This window comes from Leptospira fletcheri (assembly GCF_004769195.1).
GTDB classification, from domain to species: domain Bacteria; phylum Spirochaetota; class Leptospiria; order Leptospirales; family Leptospiraceae; genus Leptospira_B; species Leptospira_B fletcheri.
In genome coordinates this window covers 342769-359799 of sequence record NZ_RQET01000001.1, presented here as the reverse complement: position 1 = coordinate 359799, position 17031 = coordinate 342769, and the positions used below count along the sequence as shown (strand labels likewise).

At 47.4% G+C, this 17031-nt stretch carries 10 protein-coding genes; 5 read left to right on the top strand and 5 right to left on the bottom strand.

Annotated features, from left to right (window positions below; all coding sequences use genetic code 11):
- Positions 1–41: 41 nt before the first annotated feature.
- From cobA to EHO60_RS01535, 4 genes are read right to left on the bottom strand one after another with little or no spacing between them, the layout of a single operon-like run.
- Entirely contained in the window at positions 42–833 is a 792-nt protein-coding gene (gene cobA / locus EHO60_RS01550) for a uroporphyrinogen-III C-methyltransferase (RefSeq protein WP_135766396.1), read from the bottom strand.
- Positions 830–1210: a nitrite reductase small subunit NirD gene (gene nirD / locus EHO60_RS01545; RefSeq protein WP_135766395.1), complete on the bottom strand. Its 381-nt coding sequence runs from the start codon at positions 1208–1210 to the stop codon at positions 830–832. Before nirD ends, cobA begins: the two co-directional genes overlap by 4 nt.
- Positions 1211–1218: 8 nt before the next feature.
- A complete protein-coding gene (gene nirB / locus EHO60_RS01540; RefSeq protein WP_135766394.1) occupies positions 1219–3744 on the bottom strand; it encodes a nitrite reductase large subunit NirB in 2526 nt (841 codons plus the stop codon).
- 42 nt (positions 3745–3786) lie between these two features.
- Positions 3787–5004, bottom strand: a complete 1218-nt coding sequence (locus tag EHO60_RS01535) for a nitrate/nitrite transporter (RefSeq protein WP_135766393.1) — start codon at positions 5002–5004, stop codon at positions 3787–3789.
- A 384-nt stretch (positions 5005–5388) separates the two neighbouring features.
- On the opposite strand from EHO60_RS01535, the gene EHO60_RS01530 reads away from it, so the two are divergent.
- The gene (locus tag EHO60_RS01530; RefSeq protein WP_135766392.1) at positions 5389–8898 is read left to right on the top strand and encodes a nitrate reductase; all 3510 of its coding nucleotides are present in this window, start codon (positions 5389–5391) and stop codon (positions 8896–8898) included.
- Positions 8899–8968: 70 nt separating this feature from the next.
- On the opposite strand, the gene EHO60_RS01525 is transcribed toward EHO60_RS01530, so the two are convergent.
- Positions 8969–10549: an exonuclease gene (locus EHO60_RS01525; RefSeq protein ID WP_135766391.1), complete on the bottom strand. Its 1581-nt coding sequence runs from the start codon at positions 10547–10549 to the stop codon at positions 8969–8971.
- 318 nt (positions 10550–10867) lie between these two features.
- On the opposite strand from EHO60_RS01525, the gene EHO60_RS01520 reads away from it, so the two are divergent.
- The 4 genes from EHO60_RS01520 to EHO60_RS01505 all read left to right on the top strand — a co-directional run bounded on the left by EHO60_RS01520 (position 10868) and on the right by EHO60_RS01505 (position 17000).
- Positions 10868–11614 (top strand): hypothetical protein, encoded by a 747-nt coding sequence (locus EHO60_RS01520; protein WP_135766390.1) that lies wholly within the window; start codon positions 10868–10870, stop codon positions 11612–11614.
- 16 nt (positions 11615–11630) lie between these two features.
- Positions 11631–12602 (top strand): hypothetical protein, encoded by a 972-nt coding sequence (locus EHO60_RS01515; RefSeq protein ID WP_135766389.1) that lies wholly within the window; start codon positions 11631–11633, stop codon positions 12600–12602.
- 229 nt (positions 12603–12831) lie between these two features.
- A complete protein-coding gene (locus EHO60_RS01510; RefSeq protein ID WP_135766388.1) occupies positions 12832–15393 on the top strand; it encodes a SpoIIE family protein phosphatase in 2562 nt (853 codons plus the stop codon).
- On the top strand, positions 15390–17000 hold the full coding sequence (locus EHO60_RS01505) for an ABC transporter substrate binding protein (RefSeq protein ID WP_135766387.1): 1611 nt from the start codon (positions 15390–15392) through the stop codon (positions 16998–17000). The genes EHO60_RS01510 and EHO60_RS01505 overlap by 4 nt, the downstream gene beginning before the upstream one ends.
- The last annotated feature ends 31 nt before the right edge of the window (positions 17001–17031 follow it).

Genomic DNA, 17031 nt, shown 5'->3' with positions numbered 1-17031 from the left:
AAGGCGGATCGGAGGTCGGGGAGAAGCTGGGGGTCCGAGCTTCAAGGGGCGCTTAACGTTTTTTGAATCCTTTCCTTTAATTCCTTCGTTTCCGTATAATAACGGACGATGTCTCCGATGATAATGAGAGCCGGAGATCGGATTTCCGCGTTTTCCGCAGTTTCTAAAATGGAACGTAAGCTTCCCGTAACGATTCTCTCCGATTCGAGAGTAGCGTTCTCTATGATTGCCACCGGGGTGTCTCCGGAATTTCCTCCGTTCAGGAGTTCTTCCCGGATGGTGTGTAGGGAGTTCAGCCCCATGTATACGAGTATGGTCTTACCCGAACAAATGAGATTCCGGAATCCCTCCGAATTTTTACCGTCCTTTTTGTGACCGGAGAGTAGCACGATTTCGCTCGAGTAATCCCTATGGGTCAACGGAATTCCCAATCTAGCGGCTACAGCGGAGCCCGTGGTGACTCCGGCAATGATTTCGCAATCGAAGCCTCTGGAGAGAAGATAGGAGTATTCCTCTCCGACGCGGCCAAAAACCGAAGGATCTCCTCCCTTCAATCTGACTACGATCCGAAATTTCATGGCGGCTTCCGCGATCTTAAAATTGATTTGATCCTGCAGGCAACTATGTTGCCCGGATCTTTTTCCCACATAGATCAACTCCGCGGATTTTTTGCAGACTCTCAGGATCCTGGGAGAAACCAGATCGTCGTACAGAACCACTTGCGCCTTTCTCAGAGTTTTGACCGCTTTAACGGTCAGTAGTTCCGGATCTCCGGGACCGGCGCCGACCAAATAGATTTTGCTACCGTAGAGGTGCGGGGTTTCTTCGTTCATGGATTCTTACCGTTGCGGACCATAGCCGCATCCACTTCCAAATACACGTTTCCGTTTTCTATCACTACAGGATAGATTTCGACCTTATAGTGGGCCTCGCCGCCAATGCATTCCCCCGTTTTCAGGGAAAAATTCCGCTTATGAAGAGGACAGGCTACCTTAGGTTCTCCCTTGGAATCTCCTAGGATTCCTCTGGACAATACTGGATCTCCGGAGTGAGGGCAGAAGTTATCACAGGCATACCATTTGTCGCGGACGGTGGAACGAAAGACGGCGATCTGATAACTTCCGATCTTTACGCAAACTCCTCCGTCTTCCGGAAATTCGGAAACCGGAGCGACTAAAAATCTGTTTTTTTCCGTGGTCTTGGTCGTCATCTGGACTCCTACTTCAGAACCGCTTCCGCGCGGTGCGTTCTATGTTCGGCCGGGCGTTTTTGTCCCCTTTCTTCCTGAAAGCGAACGGTCGGATCAGAACTTTCGCTATTTATGAAATGCTTAAATTTAGCCCTTTTTTCAGGATTTTCCACCACGTCTTTCCATTCGCAGACGTAAGTGTCTACTAAGCGATCCATCTCCTCCTCGAGTTGAGAGTTGATTCCCAATCGATCGTTGATGATCACGTCTTTTAGATACTCGATCCCCCCTTCCAATTGTTCCAGCCAGGTAGAAGTGCGCATCAGTCTATCCGCGGTGCGTATGTAGAACATGATGAAACGATCGATGTATCGAATGCAGGTATCCTCATCCAGGTCCTCCGCCAATAGGATTGCGTGTTTCGGGTTCACCCCTCCGTTTCCGCCTACGTAGAGATTCCAACCTTTTTCGGTGGCAATGATTCCGAAATCCTTTCCTCTGGCTTCCGCACATTCCCGAATGCAACCGGATACCGCCGATTTCATTTTGTGAGGAGCACGGATCCCCCGATACCTTTCCTCGATCCGGATTGCGAATGCGGTACTGTCTTGGACGCCGTATCTGCACCAGGTGGAACCTACGCAACTCTTTACGGTTCGCATCGCTTTTCCGTACGCGTGTCCGCTTTCGAATCCGTATTTCACGAGGTCTTCCCAGATGGAAGGTAGGTCGTCCAACTTCGCTCCCAAAAGGTCTATCCTTTGGCCTCCGGTGATTTTGCAATAGAGATCGTATTTCTTCGCGACTTCCCCGATTCGAATCAGGTTTTCAGGAGTGATCTCTCCGCCGGGGATTCTTGGCACGATGGAATACGTGCCTCCTTTCTGAATGTTCGCGAGGAATTTATCGTTGGTGTCCTGGATCTCTCTATGCTTTAAGATAGGTTCGTTCCAAGTGCTCGCGAGTATGGAAGCTACGGCGGGTTTACAGATTTCGCAGCCGTCTCCGTTTCCTTCGGAACGCAGTACTTCCGCATAGGATTTTAGCCCTTTGACCTTGATGACCTGGAATAATTCCTGTCTGGAGAATTTGAAGTGCTCGCAGAGATGCTCGCTGATCACTTTTCCTTGCGCCTTTAATTCCGTTTTGAGAAGGGAATTCACTTGGGGGAGGCAACCGCCGCATCCGGTTCCTGCTTTGGAACATTCCTTCAAGGATTGTACGTCCGTGCAGCTCTTCTCGCGAATCGCTTTCAGGATATCCCCCTTGGAGACGTTGTTGCAGGAACAGATCTTGGCGTCGTCGGGTAGGCTATCCGCGCCGAAAAGGTTTTCCGCAGAGACAGAACCTACGATCAGAGTTTCGGGCTCGGAAGGGAGTTCTATCTTATTCAGATACAACGACAACAGGTTTCCGTAAGACTTGACGTCGCCGACTAGGATTCCTCCTAAAAGCGTCTTGCCGTCGGGAGAAATTACGAGTTTCTTATATACTCCGCTTCTCGGGTTTTTGAATACGATAGGGATGTGTTCCGACTGTCCGAGGCCGTCCCCGAAGGAGGCCACGTCCACGCCGATCAGTTTGAGTTTCGTGGAAAGATCGGATCCGGTATAGGATTTCGGAGCGTTGATCGGGCTACAAAGATTGTAGGCTAAGATTTCCGCCATTTCATATCCCGGAGCGACCAGTCCGTATACGAATCCCTTGTGTAAGGCTACTTCTCCGATCGCATAGATTCCGTAGACGTTCGTTTTCAGATGATCGTCGATCAGGATACCCCCGCGTTCCCCCACTTGGATGCCGCTTCGTTTCGCAAGTTCGTCCCTAGGACGGATCCCGGCGGAAACCACGAGCATCTCTACATCCAAGGAACTTCCGTCCTTGAATTGCAGTCCTTCTAGTTCGGATTCGCCCAGGGCTTTTTCCGTCTGCTTTTCCAGATGGATCGTGACTCCGAGTTCTTCTATGCGGGATCTCAGGATAGAAGATGCCGAATCGTCCAACTGTCTAGGCATCAGCCTTTCGGCGAATTCCACTACGTGGGTTTCCTTGCCCAGATCCAATAGCGCTTTTGCGGCTTCGAGTCCGAGTAAGCCTCCGCCCATCACTGCGGCTTTCCTGATTCCTTTTCCGTAAGTAAGGATATTTTCCAAATCTTCGATCGTGCGATAAACGAAGATACCTTTCTTGTCGATGCCTTCGAAATTCGGAACAAAGGGAGCGGATCCCGTCGCGAAAATCAGTTCGTCAAAAGGAAGTTCCGTTCCAGCGGAAGTAGTCACGATCCTGCGTACAGAATCCAAAGAGACGGCCGGCTCGGAGAGCAGAAGACGAATCCCGTTTGCCCGATACCAATCCGGTTGGCAGAGATACAAATCCTCTGCGGATCTGTTCGAAAAATATTCGGAAAGATGAACCCTGTCGTAAGCCCTCCTGGGTTCCTCTCCGAGTACTGTGATTTCGAATTTATCCGCGCCTCCGAATTCCACCAATTTTTCGGAGAAACGGTGACCCACCATCCCGTTTCCTATGATGACTAACTTCCTTTTGTTCATTTCTATATCCTTTTATCGAGATTTCCCGTTTATAAGCCGAGTTTAAGTCGCTTCCATTTCCAAATCTGATTCCGTAGAATCGGAATTTTTCCAGACTAGAGCGTTCATGAAGAAAACCAAAGCGCAGGCGGAGAGGGAAGCGATCGCTACTGCGAGGAATCCGAAGGAGAAACTTCCGGTTAAGGATTTCAACGAACCTAAAAGATTCGGGATTAAAAATCCTCCCAGGCCGCCGAAGGCTCCTACAAAACCCGTGACGACTCCTATATCCTTTTTGAATCTAAGAGGGACCAATTGAAATACGGAGCCGTTTCCGATTCCGAGACTGGCCATCAGGAGTATGAAGAGAGGAAGCACTAGGGCGACCGGAGGTAGAAAGGAGATTCCGATGAGGACGGTTGTAAGGAACAGAAGTACGATCGTTATCATGAGTACCCCGCCGAATTTGTCGGAGAGATAGCCGCCTAACGGGCGTAATAGGCTTGCTCCGAGGATGCAATAAGAGGTGTACAAACCGGTGGTCAGTTTTCCGATTCCGTACTGATCGTAGAAGAATATAGGGAGGAAGCTGGCGATTCCGACGAATCCTCCGAACGTGATACTGTACAGGATGCAGAACGTAAGTGCATCTCTGGATTTGATCGGAGCCAAATATTCCTTCAGACTTTTTTTGGAAATGGAGCCGGGGCAATCCTTGGCGGTGAGCAAGAAGAAGAGAAAGACGCAGGCCATGGGAATCATCGCCAATCCGAAGACCGCATGCCATCCGAAGTTTTTCGCCAAGGCGGGGGCAAACAGGGTGGCTAAAACGGATCCACTATTTCCGGCTCCGGCGATACCTAATACCAAACCTTGGTATTTCGCAGGATACCATCTGCTTGCTAGAGGCAGCGCGACCGCAAAACTTGCTCCTGCGATTCCTAATAAAAGACCGATGCAGGCGACTTCGGAAAGGGTTCCTGCAAAACGCCAACCCCAGAAAAGGGGAATCATGCTGATCGTCATTCCCCAAAGGGCGACTTTTTTGGAGCCGAATCGATCCGAAAGGATTCCAAGCGGGATTCTCATCAGCGTTCCCCCTAAAAGAGGAATGGAGACGATAAAACCTTTCTGAGCCGGGCCGAGAGAGAATTCCTCGGAAAGAAAGACTCCTAAGGCCGCCAGCAGCATCCATATCATGAAGCTACAGTCGAAATATAAAAACGAACTGATGAGAGTGGGGAAATGTCCCGCTTTTAGAAATTCCTGCATTTTTTTCATTTGATTCAAGCCTCTTTGGTGTGGTGAATTTGCGTCTATAGGTTTTACAGCAAATGTTGTGCCAACTCCCCGATTATTTTTTAAAAAATGAAATTTGCCAGAAACTCCCCTTTAGCCTCGAAAGTTCCCCAGAACGGCACTGGGTACCCTTCTGCTTTTTTAGTCTAAAATTGTATCAATCAAGCTAGCATTTGCTTTTTAAAGAACAAATCTGCTTATAATATTATCACAAGGGTGTGTTTTGGATCTTTTGGTCTGCTAGGATTTTCTGCAAAGGCTCGTAAATTTGCGGCTTTTATTGACCGGCTGAGGGGGATCATTCTTTTTGGGAACTCTTGTTGATTATTTTTTAAAAAACGGCATGATAATTGCTAATAGTCCTATGTGACCAGTACAAACTCCCTATCGACTACCTGTTCCTACTGCGGCGTCGGATGCGGCGTGATCGTCGAAAAATCCGGCACGGATCGGATCAGTGTAAAAGGAGATCCCGACCACCCTGCGAATCGAGGAATGCTCTGCTCGAAGGGACTAAACCTTCATTATTCCACCATGGATCAATCCGATCGTCTTCTGTATCCTATGCAGAGAAAAAGAAAAGGGGGGGATTTGCAGAGGGTGGACTGGCAAACGGCCCTGTCGGAAGTCGCAAACGAATTTAAGAGGATCATTTCGGAACATGGATCGAACGCGGTAGGTTTTTACGTATCCGGGCAGCTTCTTACTGAAGAATATTATATCATAAACAAGTTAACGAAAGGCTTTCTAGGAACGAATAATATAGATACGAATTCACGCCTATGTATGAGTTCCGCGGTAGTCGGTTATAAGATGGCATTAGGCGAAGACAGCGTTCCAATCAGTTACGACGATATCGAGATAGCGGACTGTTTTTTGGTCGCCGGAGCGAATCCTGCCTGGTGTCACCCCATCCTTTTTAGAAGGATTGAGGAGAGGAGACGGAAGGATCCGAACGTAAAGATGATCGTGGTGGATCCTAGAAGAACCGAGACCTGCGAGGACGCAGACATTCATTTGCAGATCCATCCTGGAACGGACATATATCTGTTCCATGCGATCGCGAGGATTTTGATCACAAACGGATGGATTGACGAAGAATTTATCCGGGATCATACCGAGGGATTCGAAGAATTGAAATCGAGGGTATTCCAGGTTTCGGTGGAAGCCTCCGCCGAAATATGCGGAGTTCCTGGGGAACAAATCGAAGAGGCGGCCCGGTTGATCGCTTCTTCGAACGGCTTTTTATCACTTTGGGCGATGGGATTGAACCAGAGCGTGATCGGAGTGAATAAGAATTTAGCCCTGTTGAATCTATCCTTGATCACGGGAAAGATCGGAAAGCCGGGTTCAGGGCCTTTTTCTTTGACGGGGCAACCGAACGCGATGGGTGGACGCGAAGTCGGCGGACTTTGTAATTTATTACCGGCTCATCGAAATTTGAACGACCCGGAACATCGCAAGGAAGTGGCCGATTTTTGGGGAGTGTCCGAAATCCAGAGTCGGCCCGGATATAGCGCCACCGAAATGTTCGAGAACCTTAGACAAGGAAAAATGAAGGCGATTTGGATCGTATGCACAAACCCAACCGTAAGTCTGCCGGACGCGAGAGCAGTGGAAGCGGGCTTACGTTCCGCCGACCTTGTGGTCGTTCAGGATATTTCCAGGAGCGCCGGCGCGATTCCTTTTGCCGATGTGGTTCTACCCGCAGCGGGATGGGCGGAGAAGCAAGGCACGATGACCAATTCCGACCGTAGAATCACGTATCTACCCAAAATATTGGAGCCTCCAGGCGAGGCGATGGCGGATACTTGGATCATTCGGGATTTCGCGCATAAGATGGGTTATGCGAATTCCTTCGCTTATCAAAATGAAGAACAGATTTTCGAAGAACATTGTAGGCTTACGAAAGGGACCAGGATCGACATTTCCGGTTTGGATTATTCCGTACTGAAGGAGAAACGCTCGGTCCAGTGGCCTTTTCCTTTTAAGGATCACGGAGGTACGGAGCGTCTTTTTACCGATCGTATTTTTTATCGTCCGGGAGGTAGAGCCAAGCTATCCGATGTAGCCGCAGAGGATCCCTCCGAAAAGCCTACTCCGCAACATCCTTTGATCCTGACCACCGGCCGGATCAGGGACCAATGGCATACCATGACGAGAACCGGTAAGGTGCGGAAATTAAGGGAGCATAGAAAGGAGCCGGTCCTGGAGATCCATCCTTCGGATGCGGAAGCGAGAGGAATTTCGAACGATCAGATCGTGGAGATCGAAAATTCCCGCGGAAGAGTCAGGGTCAAAGCGTCGATCACGGACACGATCAAGCCTGGAACGGTTTTCTTACCTATGCATTGGGGCAGAGTGTTCGGAAACGACGAATCCAGATCGAATAATCTGACGAGCTCGGATTACGATCCGAATTCCAAGCAACCGGGATTTAAGATTTCGGCGGTGGAAGTCCGCATTTATTCCAAGGCAAAGGAAAAGATTCTCATCATCGGAGGAGGGGCGGGAAGTCTCGCTTTTCTGAGACACTATCGCGCAGTGGCTCCGAACGACGAGATTACCGTCATTTGTAAGGAAGAACATCCGTTTTACAATCGTATCCTTTTACCCGATCTGATCAGCGGGGAAAAAGATTTTCATCAGTTGAGCGGTGCGGACCCCGAGGAAATCGATTCCTGGGGCATTCAATTGTTCCCGGGGCGGACGGTTGCCGAGATCTTTCCGGAAGGAAAGAAGGTTAAGGATTCCCGTGGAGTCGTTCATTCGTATCATAAACTTATCATGGCCACAGGAAGCTCGGCTTCGATTCCGAAATCGATCAAGGAAGGAATGGAGGGGGTCTTTAGTCTCAGAGCCAAAGAGGACGCGGAAAGAATCAAAGGTTTTTTCGTTCGGGATTCCCACGCCTTGATCGTAGGTGGAGGCCTACTCGGGTTGGAACTTGCGGCAGCTCTACGGACGATCGGAGCAAATGTAACCGTATTGGTGCGAACGGATCGATTGATGTCCAAGCAGTTGGACGAGATCGCATCCGCAATCCTAAAGGAAGAGATAGAGGAAAGAGGAATCGGAATCGTATTCGAAGCGGAACTTTCCAAGATCGTGGGTTTTCCGAGAGCGGAAAAAGTAAAGCTGAGTAACGGTCAAGTCCTGGAGGTAGATGGAATCGTTTTTGCTGTAGGGACTTCTCCGAATATAGCTCTCGCGAATCAAACCGGATTGCAATGCGGGACCGGAGTTAAAGTCAACGAATATCTTCAGACCAGCGATCCGGATATTTACGCGATCGGAGAAGTCGCGGAACATCCTTCCGGTATGTATGGAACGGTTTCCGCAACGGAAGAACAGGCAAAGATCGCGGCCAATCACATCTACGGTTATAGATTAAACGGTTATACCGGTTCTCTGCATTCGAATCTTTTGAAGATTCCCGGCTTGGATCTCGTTTCCCTTAGATTACCAGAAACCCCGATGGACGCTGCTGGATCCGAATATGAAGAAATCGTATATTTAGATCGCAAAAAAAGGAAATATAAGAAATGTATTATTAAAGGGGATCGCCTCGTCGGCGCTATCCTGGTCGGAGATAAGGAAAGATTCTCCGAATTCAAAACCTTGATTTCTTCCGGATTGGAACTGGGCGAAAAACGGGATCGATTGTTGAGCGGGGGAGGCCCTTCGCGCCCTGTCCTAGGTAAGTTGGTCTGTTCCTGTAACGGGGTAGGGAGCGGAAATCTAGAGGAAGAAATTAAAAAAGGCGCGAATACTCTCGAAGCAGTGGGAGTTTCCACCGGAGCAGGAACCGGTTGCGGAAGCTGTCGTCCGGAGATCTCGAAATTATTGAAAGGATACTTGCAGGAAAGCGTCTGATCCTTTCCGAAATTTCCGAAGAGAGAAAACGCGGATCGGTTTTGAAGCATTCATCCCGCAGAAAATTCCCTCAAATCCCTTCCGGAAATTGCCCGGTACGGTAGATCATCGCCTTCACTTCCTCCACCAACTCTCTCTTCAGATCGTTCCGGATCTGGCTTAATTTTTGTCTATACTTCAGGCGTTCGTTGAGTTGCTTGTACTGGATATCTCCCAATTCGTTCAAAATGCTGGATATCATGGATTCCTTTAATCCGATCGCATAAGCGAATCTTACGAACCACGGGAGTTTTTTGGAGATGCAGGAAAGCGCCACATTACAGAACGCCTTCTTGAAATTCGGATCCGAAAGATAGAATAGCAGCTTGTTTTTGTATTTGTTCAGCATGAGAATAAAACCTAGGCAGGTCGGATTCTCGAAGGAATATCTCAGTGATAAAGCGGTCGCCACTTCCCTAACTGTCGCTATATCCGCAGGGCATACGAACAATTCCGGAAACGATTCCTCATAATGAACGTAGCTCAAAAGGGAGGAATCCTGCTCACTGTTTCTGATGATGGAAGAATCGTTGGGTATGTCCTGGCCGATCCGGAACGTAAGAAATCTTTGAAGCGGATCCTTTCCTTTGGAAATGATCGATTTCAATTTTTTAGAATTTACTTTCTCGTTCGTTTCTATCAGAAAATTTTCGGCTTCTACGGTTTTGGCCGTGATTCTTTGGGCGATAATGAAGAAATCTCTCAGTGGGGACGGCTTTAACGTATGGGAAAGTTTGGCGAATTCCTCCAGATAGATTTTCTTCCGTATATGGGAGAGGTCGCCGCTCATCAATTCCTCTTCGTTTTCCAAAAGAGCTTCCCGCACCGATACGAGATCGATCGCAGAATTCGGGCTTATTTCGACGAGGGATCGGATCGCTTTGGAGGAGAAAAGACGTTCTATTAAGGTAAATGTTTCGTCGTTCGATTGTTCTGGAACATAGATATATCCTGCGTAGTCCGTAGCGATTAGGAACCCATCCTCTTGTATATAATGCAATATCAGGCTTTTTGTATCCTTTAGGATTTGCGGATTGCAAAAGCCGGTTCTTGCAAGAGAATTCAGACATTTTGTAAGTTCGTCTTTTCCTTTGGGATTGTCGGAAGGAGACGTATTTTCGCCAAGAAGTTCCAGGAGTTCGGGTACGGTGATCTCCTTGTCCTGGCAATGAGCGATCTCATAGTTGCGGATCGCCCAAGCGGACCTGCGCATGATTTCCATATATAGGGTTTTTAGCTGAGTCGGATCCAGAGCGCTTGCTTTGTTTAAAGCGACAATATAAAAGAATTGAGAAAGCTCCTTCGTATCCGTACTGAACATAATTCGCGGAATAAAGACGATCAGAGAATCCGTGGCGAGTTTTAGGAGACTTTCTTTTACCCTGTGGTCCAGAACATCCGAGTCCGTAATGATGGGGATCTTGGAATTTTTCAAGCCCGCAAGGGTGGAATGATCCGTCGCTAAAACCAGCAGTCTTTCCGCTTCCGGATCGTAGTAAGGACGCTCTCCTTTCTCGAAGGAATCCTTCGACTTCAATTGGAGGTACGGTAGGTTGATTTTAGGAATGATCGGTTGGATCGGTTTTGCGGCGCTGGACTCCGTTTCGTTCATGCAAAATTGTCATTCTGAATAATATTATAATAAATAAAATATCAAAATTACGGTATTTGTCTACAGTATTTGTGAAAAAAAGAATAAATTATGAATATATTTATTCGTAAATAGCAGATTGGTACGAGCTTTTTCCTTCGTCACAAAATCTTCCATGTTCGACTTGTTAGAGGGGTCGCTTTGGGAAAGCGGGCTTTTCGTAAAGCGGAATTTTACTTTCTTTTCGGAAAGTTGCCGTCATTTTAATCCTTTCCGATTTTTACCGATTCGAGGAAGTTCGCTTATCATCTGCATCCTCGATTTCGAATTTTGGTTTTCATGATCTCGAATAAGGTCTCCGCGACGAAGAAAAGGTTTTTCATTCGGGCTTTCGTAATTCTTTCCATCGTTTTCGGGCCGACCGTAACCTGTACTTCTCCCGAATTTAGAACAGTACCCAATTCGGATAAGCGTTTTAACGCGGTGATCCGGGATCCGTTCATTTCTCTCCGAATTTCGAAACTATCCACTCTTACGGAAACTAACTCCGACAAGGCGGAACGGAGAGAGGATATCGAAACGGAAAAGCGTTCCATAGAAAAATGGATGAAATTGAACTTAAGTAATCTATTGAGGGATCGGAACGTCGCGGTCGATCCGAGTCGACCCGCCGATTACTATATCTACGCCGAAATAAAGGATTTGGGGGAAATTCGAAATTCCGTGGTCGTTTGGAGTATCGTCACGGGTATCGCCACCGGATTACTTTTGGCGGTAGTTACGGGGCATTCCGAGTTGGGAGCCGGATTTTTCCTATACGAGATAGTGGAAGAGAGTCTGTATCCGATCGTCGCTCTTGCCTTGCTTCGTGAATATTTATGCTTTGCGACAGTGGAATATATCGTGGAAGATTCCCAGGGAAGGATCGTATTCCAGGAAACTTTCAATTCGTTTTCAAACGACGGATTCCTGGAAAAGAACGGTATTCCGAAGGAAAAGAGAAGGGATATGGTGGTTCGGGCAAGCCTGGACGAAACGGATAGAGAATTCGTGAGTGCATTTATTAAATCCGTAAAAGCGAAATAATCGGACCGAAATCTGTATGCCTAAGAAAATTCTGATACTGTTTTTTATAATATTCGGCTGTAACACCACGATTCAGGTAAAGGAGACATACTTCGGAGGGCAATACTGTTCCGGAGGTTCCGACGTAAAGAATATTCCTTTCAGCCGCCCTCTCCCTTTTGCGAGAGTCGATCATCTTCTTCGTTCTCACGGCCATTTTTCCTTTAAGTCCCTGATGATCGCGAACGCGTACGGAATTCTTCCTTTGATCGAAAAAATGGAGGAGTTGGAAAAAAAGACGGATTACAAAGACATCAACAGTCCGACTCATCTGGAGTTCGTATTCACGAAGAATAAGATTCACGAGATCATCTTTCTGGTCAGCACCGATCTGACCGGAACAGTCTCCGAACTAAACTGTTATTCGGATCGGATAGACGACATTATTAAGCATCTTAGATACAGCGAAAATCAAAGAATAACCCAATTTTACATCGCGGCTATCGTAGTCGGGGGAATTTTCGGAATCCTCTCCGGAATTCTACAATGGGCTTCGGCCACGGTCCAAGCGACCGATAGTATCATCGGCGGCTTGGCTGTCGGTTATATTTCCTATCAGGCCTACCAAGTAGAAACCCATGTAAACTATTTGGATGCGAAGAACGTTCTGAAGGATATATGGTATCGTCCCCACGAAACGGAAATTTTTTCCTCTCCGGTATGGTATCTGCTGAATCACCCGACGGAAAGAAAACGTCGCGTTCCTCTGAAGCAAATGAGTACGATTCTAGATATCCTGATCAGCAGATGGTTGGAAAACGGTTATCTCGGCGCGGAAGGAACCTCCGAGCGGGAAAGTCTCATTCAACTTTATTTTAGTCGAGGAGGGGTTCATACGATCGAGCAGCTCGAAACCAGAAAGCAGATGGTCAAGCAGGCCGGTGTCACCGTGAATCTTTTCTTTCAGGATCTTCAAAATTTCGGACAGGAACTTCTGCGTCACAATTGAGAAACGGTTTCGTTAGACCATGTTTTAGTTATTCGATCGATGGAACCCGGAATACGCTCCTTCATTTCTTCTTCCGTCGTCGTACTTTTTTAGTTCAAACATTTGTAACGTAATTCTAACCTTTTCTTCTTTCCGATTTTAAGCTTACAATCGTGGGAGCGATTTAAAATTATTTGACAATAGTACCGGCTTGGATATCGTCCATGCCTCGACTCGAAGGATTGCCTGGATGAAATTTCTTCTTTCCGTTTTAAACAATCTAAAGATTCGAACGAAAATGATCATTTTCGTTTCGGGCATCGTTCTCCTCTGTGTTCTTCCTCTTTCCATCATTGTTCTGTACAGGAACCAGGCAATCGTTCTGGAGAAGACGTTCGAAGTGTGTCAAAACTTGGCCAACAATATCGCCAATATCGCCGCAGAGGAATTGTTGATCAACGAGACTTTCGATGCCACGAGGACGAGCTTGGCTCGGCTACACGAAAGCAACATTTCCGGACTCACCGATTCCTATGTGATCAACGTGGATGGAAAATATGTCGCGGAACTGAACGAAGAAAAGATAGGTTCGGACGTACCGGAAGCGGATTTCGAAAAATTTTCGTCGTTAAAAGAATTAACTTTAAGCGAAATTACGGAGGAGGGAAATACTCTTCTCCGATTTTCCTATCCGATCTTCATCCAGTACCAGGGACAGAAATTATGGGTCGGGATGGCGATATTCGAATTCGATAAGGAAAAAGTCTACGAGCCGGTTTTCGCGATTCGGAGAAGTATCATCAGCGTCGCGAGCGTATTGTTCGTGCTCGGAATTTTCATCGCGATATTGGTGGCGGTAAACTTTGCCCGACCGATCGATACTTTATCGGAGGGTGTTAAAATCATAGGGGAAGGGGATCTGAATTTTCAGATCGCGGTTAGAGGAAAGGACGAGATAGGAATGCTCGCGCTTCAATTCAACCGCATGACTTCTCAGATCCGAGATTTCACGCAAAATCTGGAATCGATGGTGACTCAGAGAACCGAAGAACTGAATCGGACTTTGGAAAAAGTCCAATCCTTGAAGGTCGCTCAGGATGCGGATTACTACCTGACTTCCGTTCTCTTGGAGCCGCTTTTATTGAACAGCAACCTTTCCAAACGAGTCCGGACGGAGTTCTTCATAGAACAAAAGAAGAAATTCTCCTTCAGAAGATGGAATTCCCAATTAGGCGGAGACATCTGTATTACGGATACGATATGGTTGGACGGAAGAGAGTACACCGTATTCGTAAACGGCGACGCGATGGGAAAGTCCATGCAAGGGGCCGGCGGGGCGCTCGTGTTGGGAGTGGTATTCAACTCGGCCATATCCCGGTACAAGAGGTCCAGGAGCCAAAAGATTTTCCCGGAAACTTGGTTGAAGGAAAGGTTCCTGGACCTGCAGAACGTATTTTTATCCTTCGACGGTTGTATGTACATTTCGGTCTGTATGGGACTTGTGGACACCCAATCCGGACTTTTATATTACATCAATGCGGAACATCCATGGACGGTATTGTACCGGGATTCCGAGGCTTCCTTTCTGGAAACGAATCTTAGCTTAAGAAAGTTAGGGATGCCCGGTCAGGAGGACAAATTTTATGTCCGTCTGTTCCAGATGAAGCCGATGGATGTGATCATCATGGGATCCGACGGTAGGGACGACGTAATGGTTTCCCAGGACGGTGATGTGGAAACCATTAACGAGGACGAAACCATGTTCCTGAAACACGTGTCCGACGCGAAAGGGGAACTGTATCGAATCAAAGAGGCCGTGGAAAGTTCCGGAACTCTGATCGACGATTTTTCCATATTACGTATTTCTTTTTTGGAAAAGGAGAACCTGAAACTGATCTCGGACGGGATTCCTTTCGAAATCAGAGAGGCGATCTCGGACGGGCAAAGATTATTGGATTTGAAGGAATATCCGGAGGCTGCCGCATTAGCCGACTCCTTTCTTTCGAATTCGGAGAAACCGGTTCCGGAACTGTTGAAGATCGCCGGCATTGCGTATTTTAGGAGCGGGGATTTCGAAAACGGGAGAGATCGTCTGCAGGAATACCTGAAGATCGTTCCATCCGATAACGAAGGCGTTCTGGAACTTTCCTCCTGTCTTTTCGCTTCGGGGAGGCTTTCGGAGGCCGCGGATTACGGGGAAAGGTTGTATTTAAGAGATAAATTATATTTTTATAATGTTTTAAATCTGGCTAGAATTTATCTGGAAATGAACATTTTGGGAAGGGCCAGGAAAATGTCGGAAGAAGCGGCGGCTCTTGGGGCCGACATGGAGGGCGTTTCCGAGATCCGAGAAGCGATCAGACGAGCGATCGTGGAAAGCGGATTTTCCGAAGAGGAGGAAGTGGAGGAAATTTCGGGTCATAAATTCGTAAACGTGGACGATGTCCTCGCCAAGGCGGATTATCTGTATCATAAGAAGGATTTTATGGCCGCCTTGGAATCCTACGAAAAAGCGAATCGCTTGAGCGAAGGAAGGAATCCATGGACCTTATTCCGGATCGCGAATTGTCATTCTTTGTTGGATCAATTGGACGAGGCGGAGAAATTCTATCGTCGGTCCATCGAAGTGGCGCCGAAAAACCACCATGCCTACAATAACTTAGGAAGCATATATTACAGAAAAGGAAATTACTCCTTGGCCAAAGAGGAATGGAAGAAAGCTCTGGAAATCAAACCCGATTTTAGGACCGCGTCGTTGAACCTGGATAGACTCGAATCTTGGGAAGCGAACCGAATTACGGCGGACGTATGATTCCGTGGAATCGAATTTCGGCCGGATGGGGTCGGAACGTCTATATCCTTTTTGCCGGATTCTCGATTTGCGCTACAGGAGCGTTGTCGCAATTCGGAGAACTACATTCCTCTCCTAATTCCTCGAAGGCCATCTCCGGAAACGTCGAGATCCTTCTCTCCTCGGACAATTCGATTTTGGAACAGGCGCTGTTCGGTCTCCAGTCCAGTCTGGATTATCCCGTCAGGGTTTCCTACGTGGATCTTCTCAGGTCGGAATACAAGGACGTGCCTTCTTACTTTAAAGAAATAGAATCTTCCGATACGAAACTGTTCGTTGCGATCGGTTCCGCCGCCTTTAAATTGGCCAGGGAAAACTTGAATCGGACCCCTATCGTATTTACCATGGTAAGTCATCCGAAGTCCATCGGAATCGATTCGGACAACGTATGCGGAATCGGAATGGATGTTTCCATATCGGAATTTTTCAAGGTATTGAGAGAACTTTCTCCGAAAGCCAATCGTGTCCTCACGTTTTATTCCCAGCCGGAAGGGGAGTTTTTTGCGACGGAGGGGGATTATTTCGATCTGAAATACAAATTGAACTTTACGAAGAAAAAGGTGAGCGAGGAAAATTTTCGGTCCTCTTTGGAAAAAATAAAAGGGGAATATGACGCTTTTATCATAGTCAAAGACTCCCTTTACAATCGAGAAATTTTCGAAGAGTTGTCGGAATTCTCGAAGAAGAACAGGATGATTTTGATGGCTCCTTTTCCGGCCTTGGTTCGCGCCGGTGCGACTTTCGGTATCAGTCCCGAATACAGCAAATTGGGGATAGAAACGGGGGAATTGGCGAATCGGATTCTGTCCGAAAAGAGTTCCTGCAAGGAAGAGAAGGTGAGTCTGACTGACAAGCCGTCCTTCTTTCTGAACGAGGCTTATGCTTCCGATTCCAATATCGTCGTACCGGAAGAGTTGAAAGAAAGGGCCAAACTGACCCGCCTTTTTACAGTGGGTCTGAATCTTTTAAACGAAGGAAAACTCAAGAGTGCGAGGATCGTTTTCGAGAATATACTGAAAAAGGATCCGAACAATCAATCCGTCGCCTCCTATCTTCAGTTGGTTATCGAGAAGATGACCGGAGGAAAGACCAAGGAATTGTTGGAGGCCGCCGAGGATTTTTATAAGAAAGGGAATTATTCCAGAGCGAGGGCGGAATTCCAGAAGGTATTATTATTGAACCCCAACCTTCGGGCCGCAAAGGAAGGGTTATCCAACGCGACTCTCGCTCAAAGCGAATCGGAACGTATCAATGCGGAACAATTGGTCAGGAGCGGGAAAGTCTTCGACGGAATCAAGATGTACCAGTCCTCCTTAAGGACATTTCCGCAAAACACCAAATCCAACGTGGAATTGAATCATGTTCGCTCTTCCGAATATTCGAAAATACCCGAATATTTAAAGGAAGGAATCGAGCTGTATTCCCAGCGGGATTACGAAGGATCCATCAGGATCTTCGAGAACATTCTTTTGATCGACCCTTCGGATAAGCGCGCCCAGGAATATCTGCGTCTTTCCACGAAGAAAAAGGACGCCATTCGGGTCCTTCTGGATAAAACCGCAGGTTGAACTTCTGCTTGTTCCGGGAAATCGGATCTTC

Coding starts and splice junctions, on each gene's coding strand:
- EHO60_RS01535 (WP_135766393.1), bottom strand. CDS start 5,004: ATGAAAAAAATGCAGGAATTTCTAAAAGCGGGACATTTCCCCACTCTC.
- EHO60_RS01505 (WP_135766387.1), top strand. CDS start 15,390: ATGATTCCGTGGAATCGAATTTCGGCCGGATGGGGTCGGAACGTCTAT.
- EHO60_RS01515 (WP_135766389.1), top strand. CDS start 11,631: ATGCCTAAGAAAATTCTGATACTGTTTTTTATAATATTCGGCTGTAAC.
- EHO60_RS01520 (WP_135766390.1), top strand. CDS start 10,868: ATGATCTCGAATAAGGTCTCCGCGACGAAGAAAAGGTTTTTCATTCGG.
- nirB (WP_135766394.1), bottom strand. CDS start 3,744: ATGAACAAAAGGAAGTTAGTCATCATAGGAAACGGGATGGTGGGTCAC.
- EHO60_RS01525 (WP_135766391.1), bottom strand. CDS start 10,549: ATGAACGAAACGGAGTCCAGCGCCGCAAAACCGATCCAACCGATCATT.
- cobA (WP_135766396.1), bottom strand. CDS start 833: ATGAACGAAGAAACCCCGCACCTCTACGGTAGCAAAATCTATTTGGTC.
- EHO60_RS01510 (WP_135766388.1), top strand. CDS start 12,832: ATGAAATTTCTTCTTTCCGTTTTAAACAATCTAAAGATTCGAACGAAA.
- nirD (WP_135766395.1), bottom strand. CDS start 1,210: ATGACGACCAAGACCACGGAAAAAAACAGATTTTTAGTCGCTCCGGTT.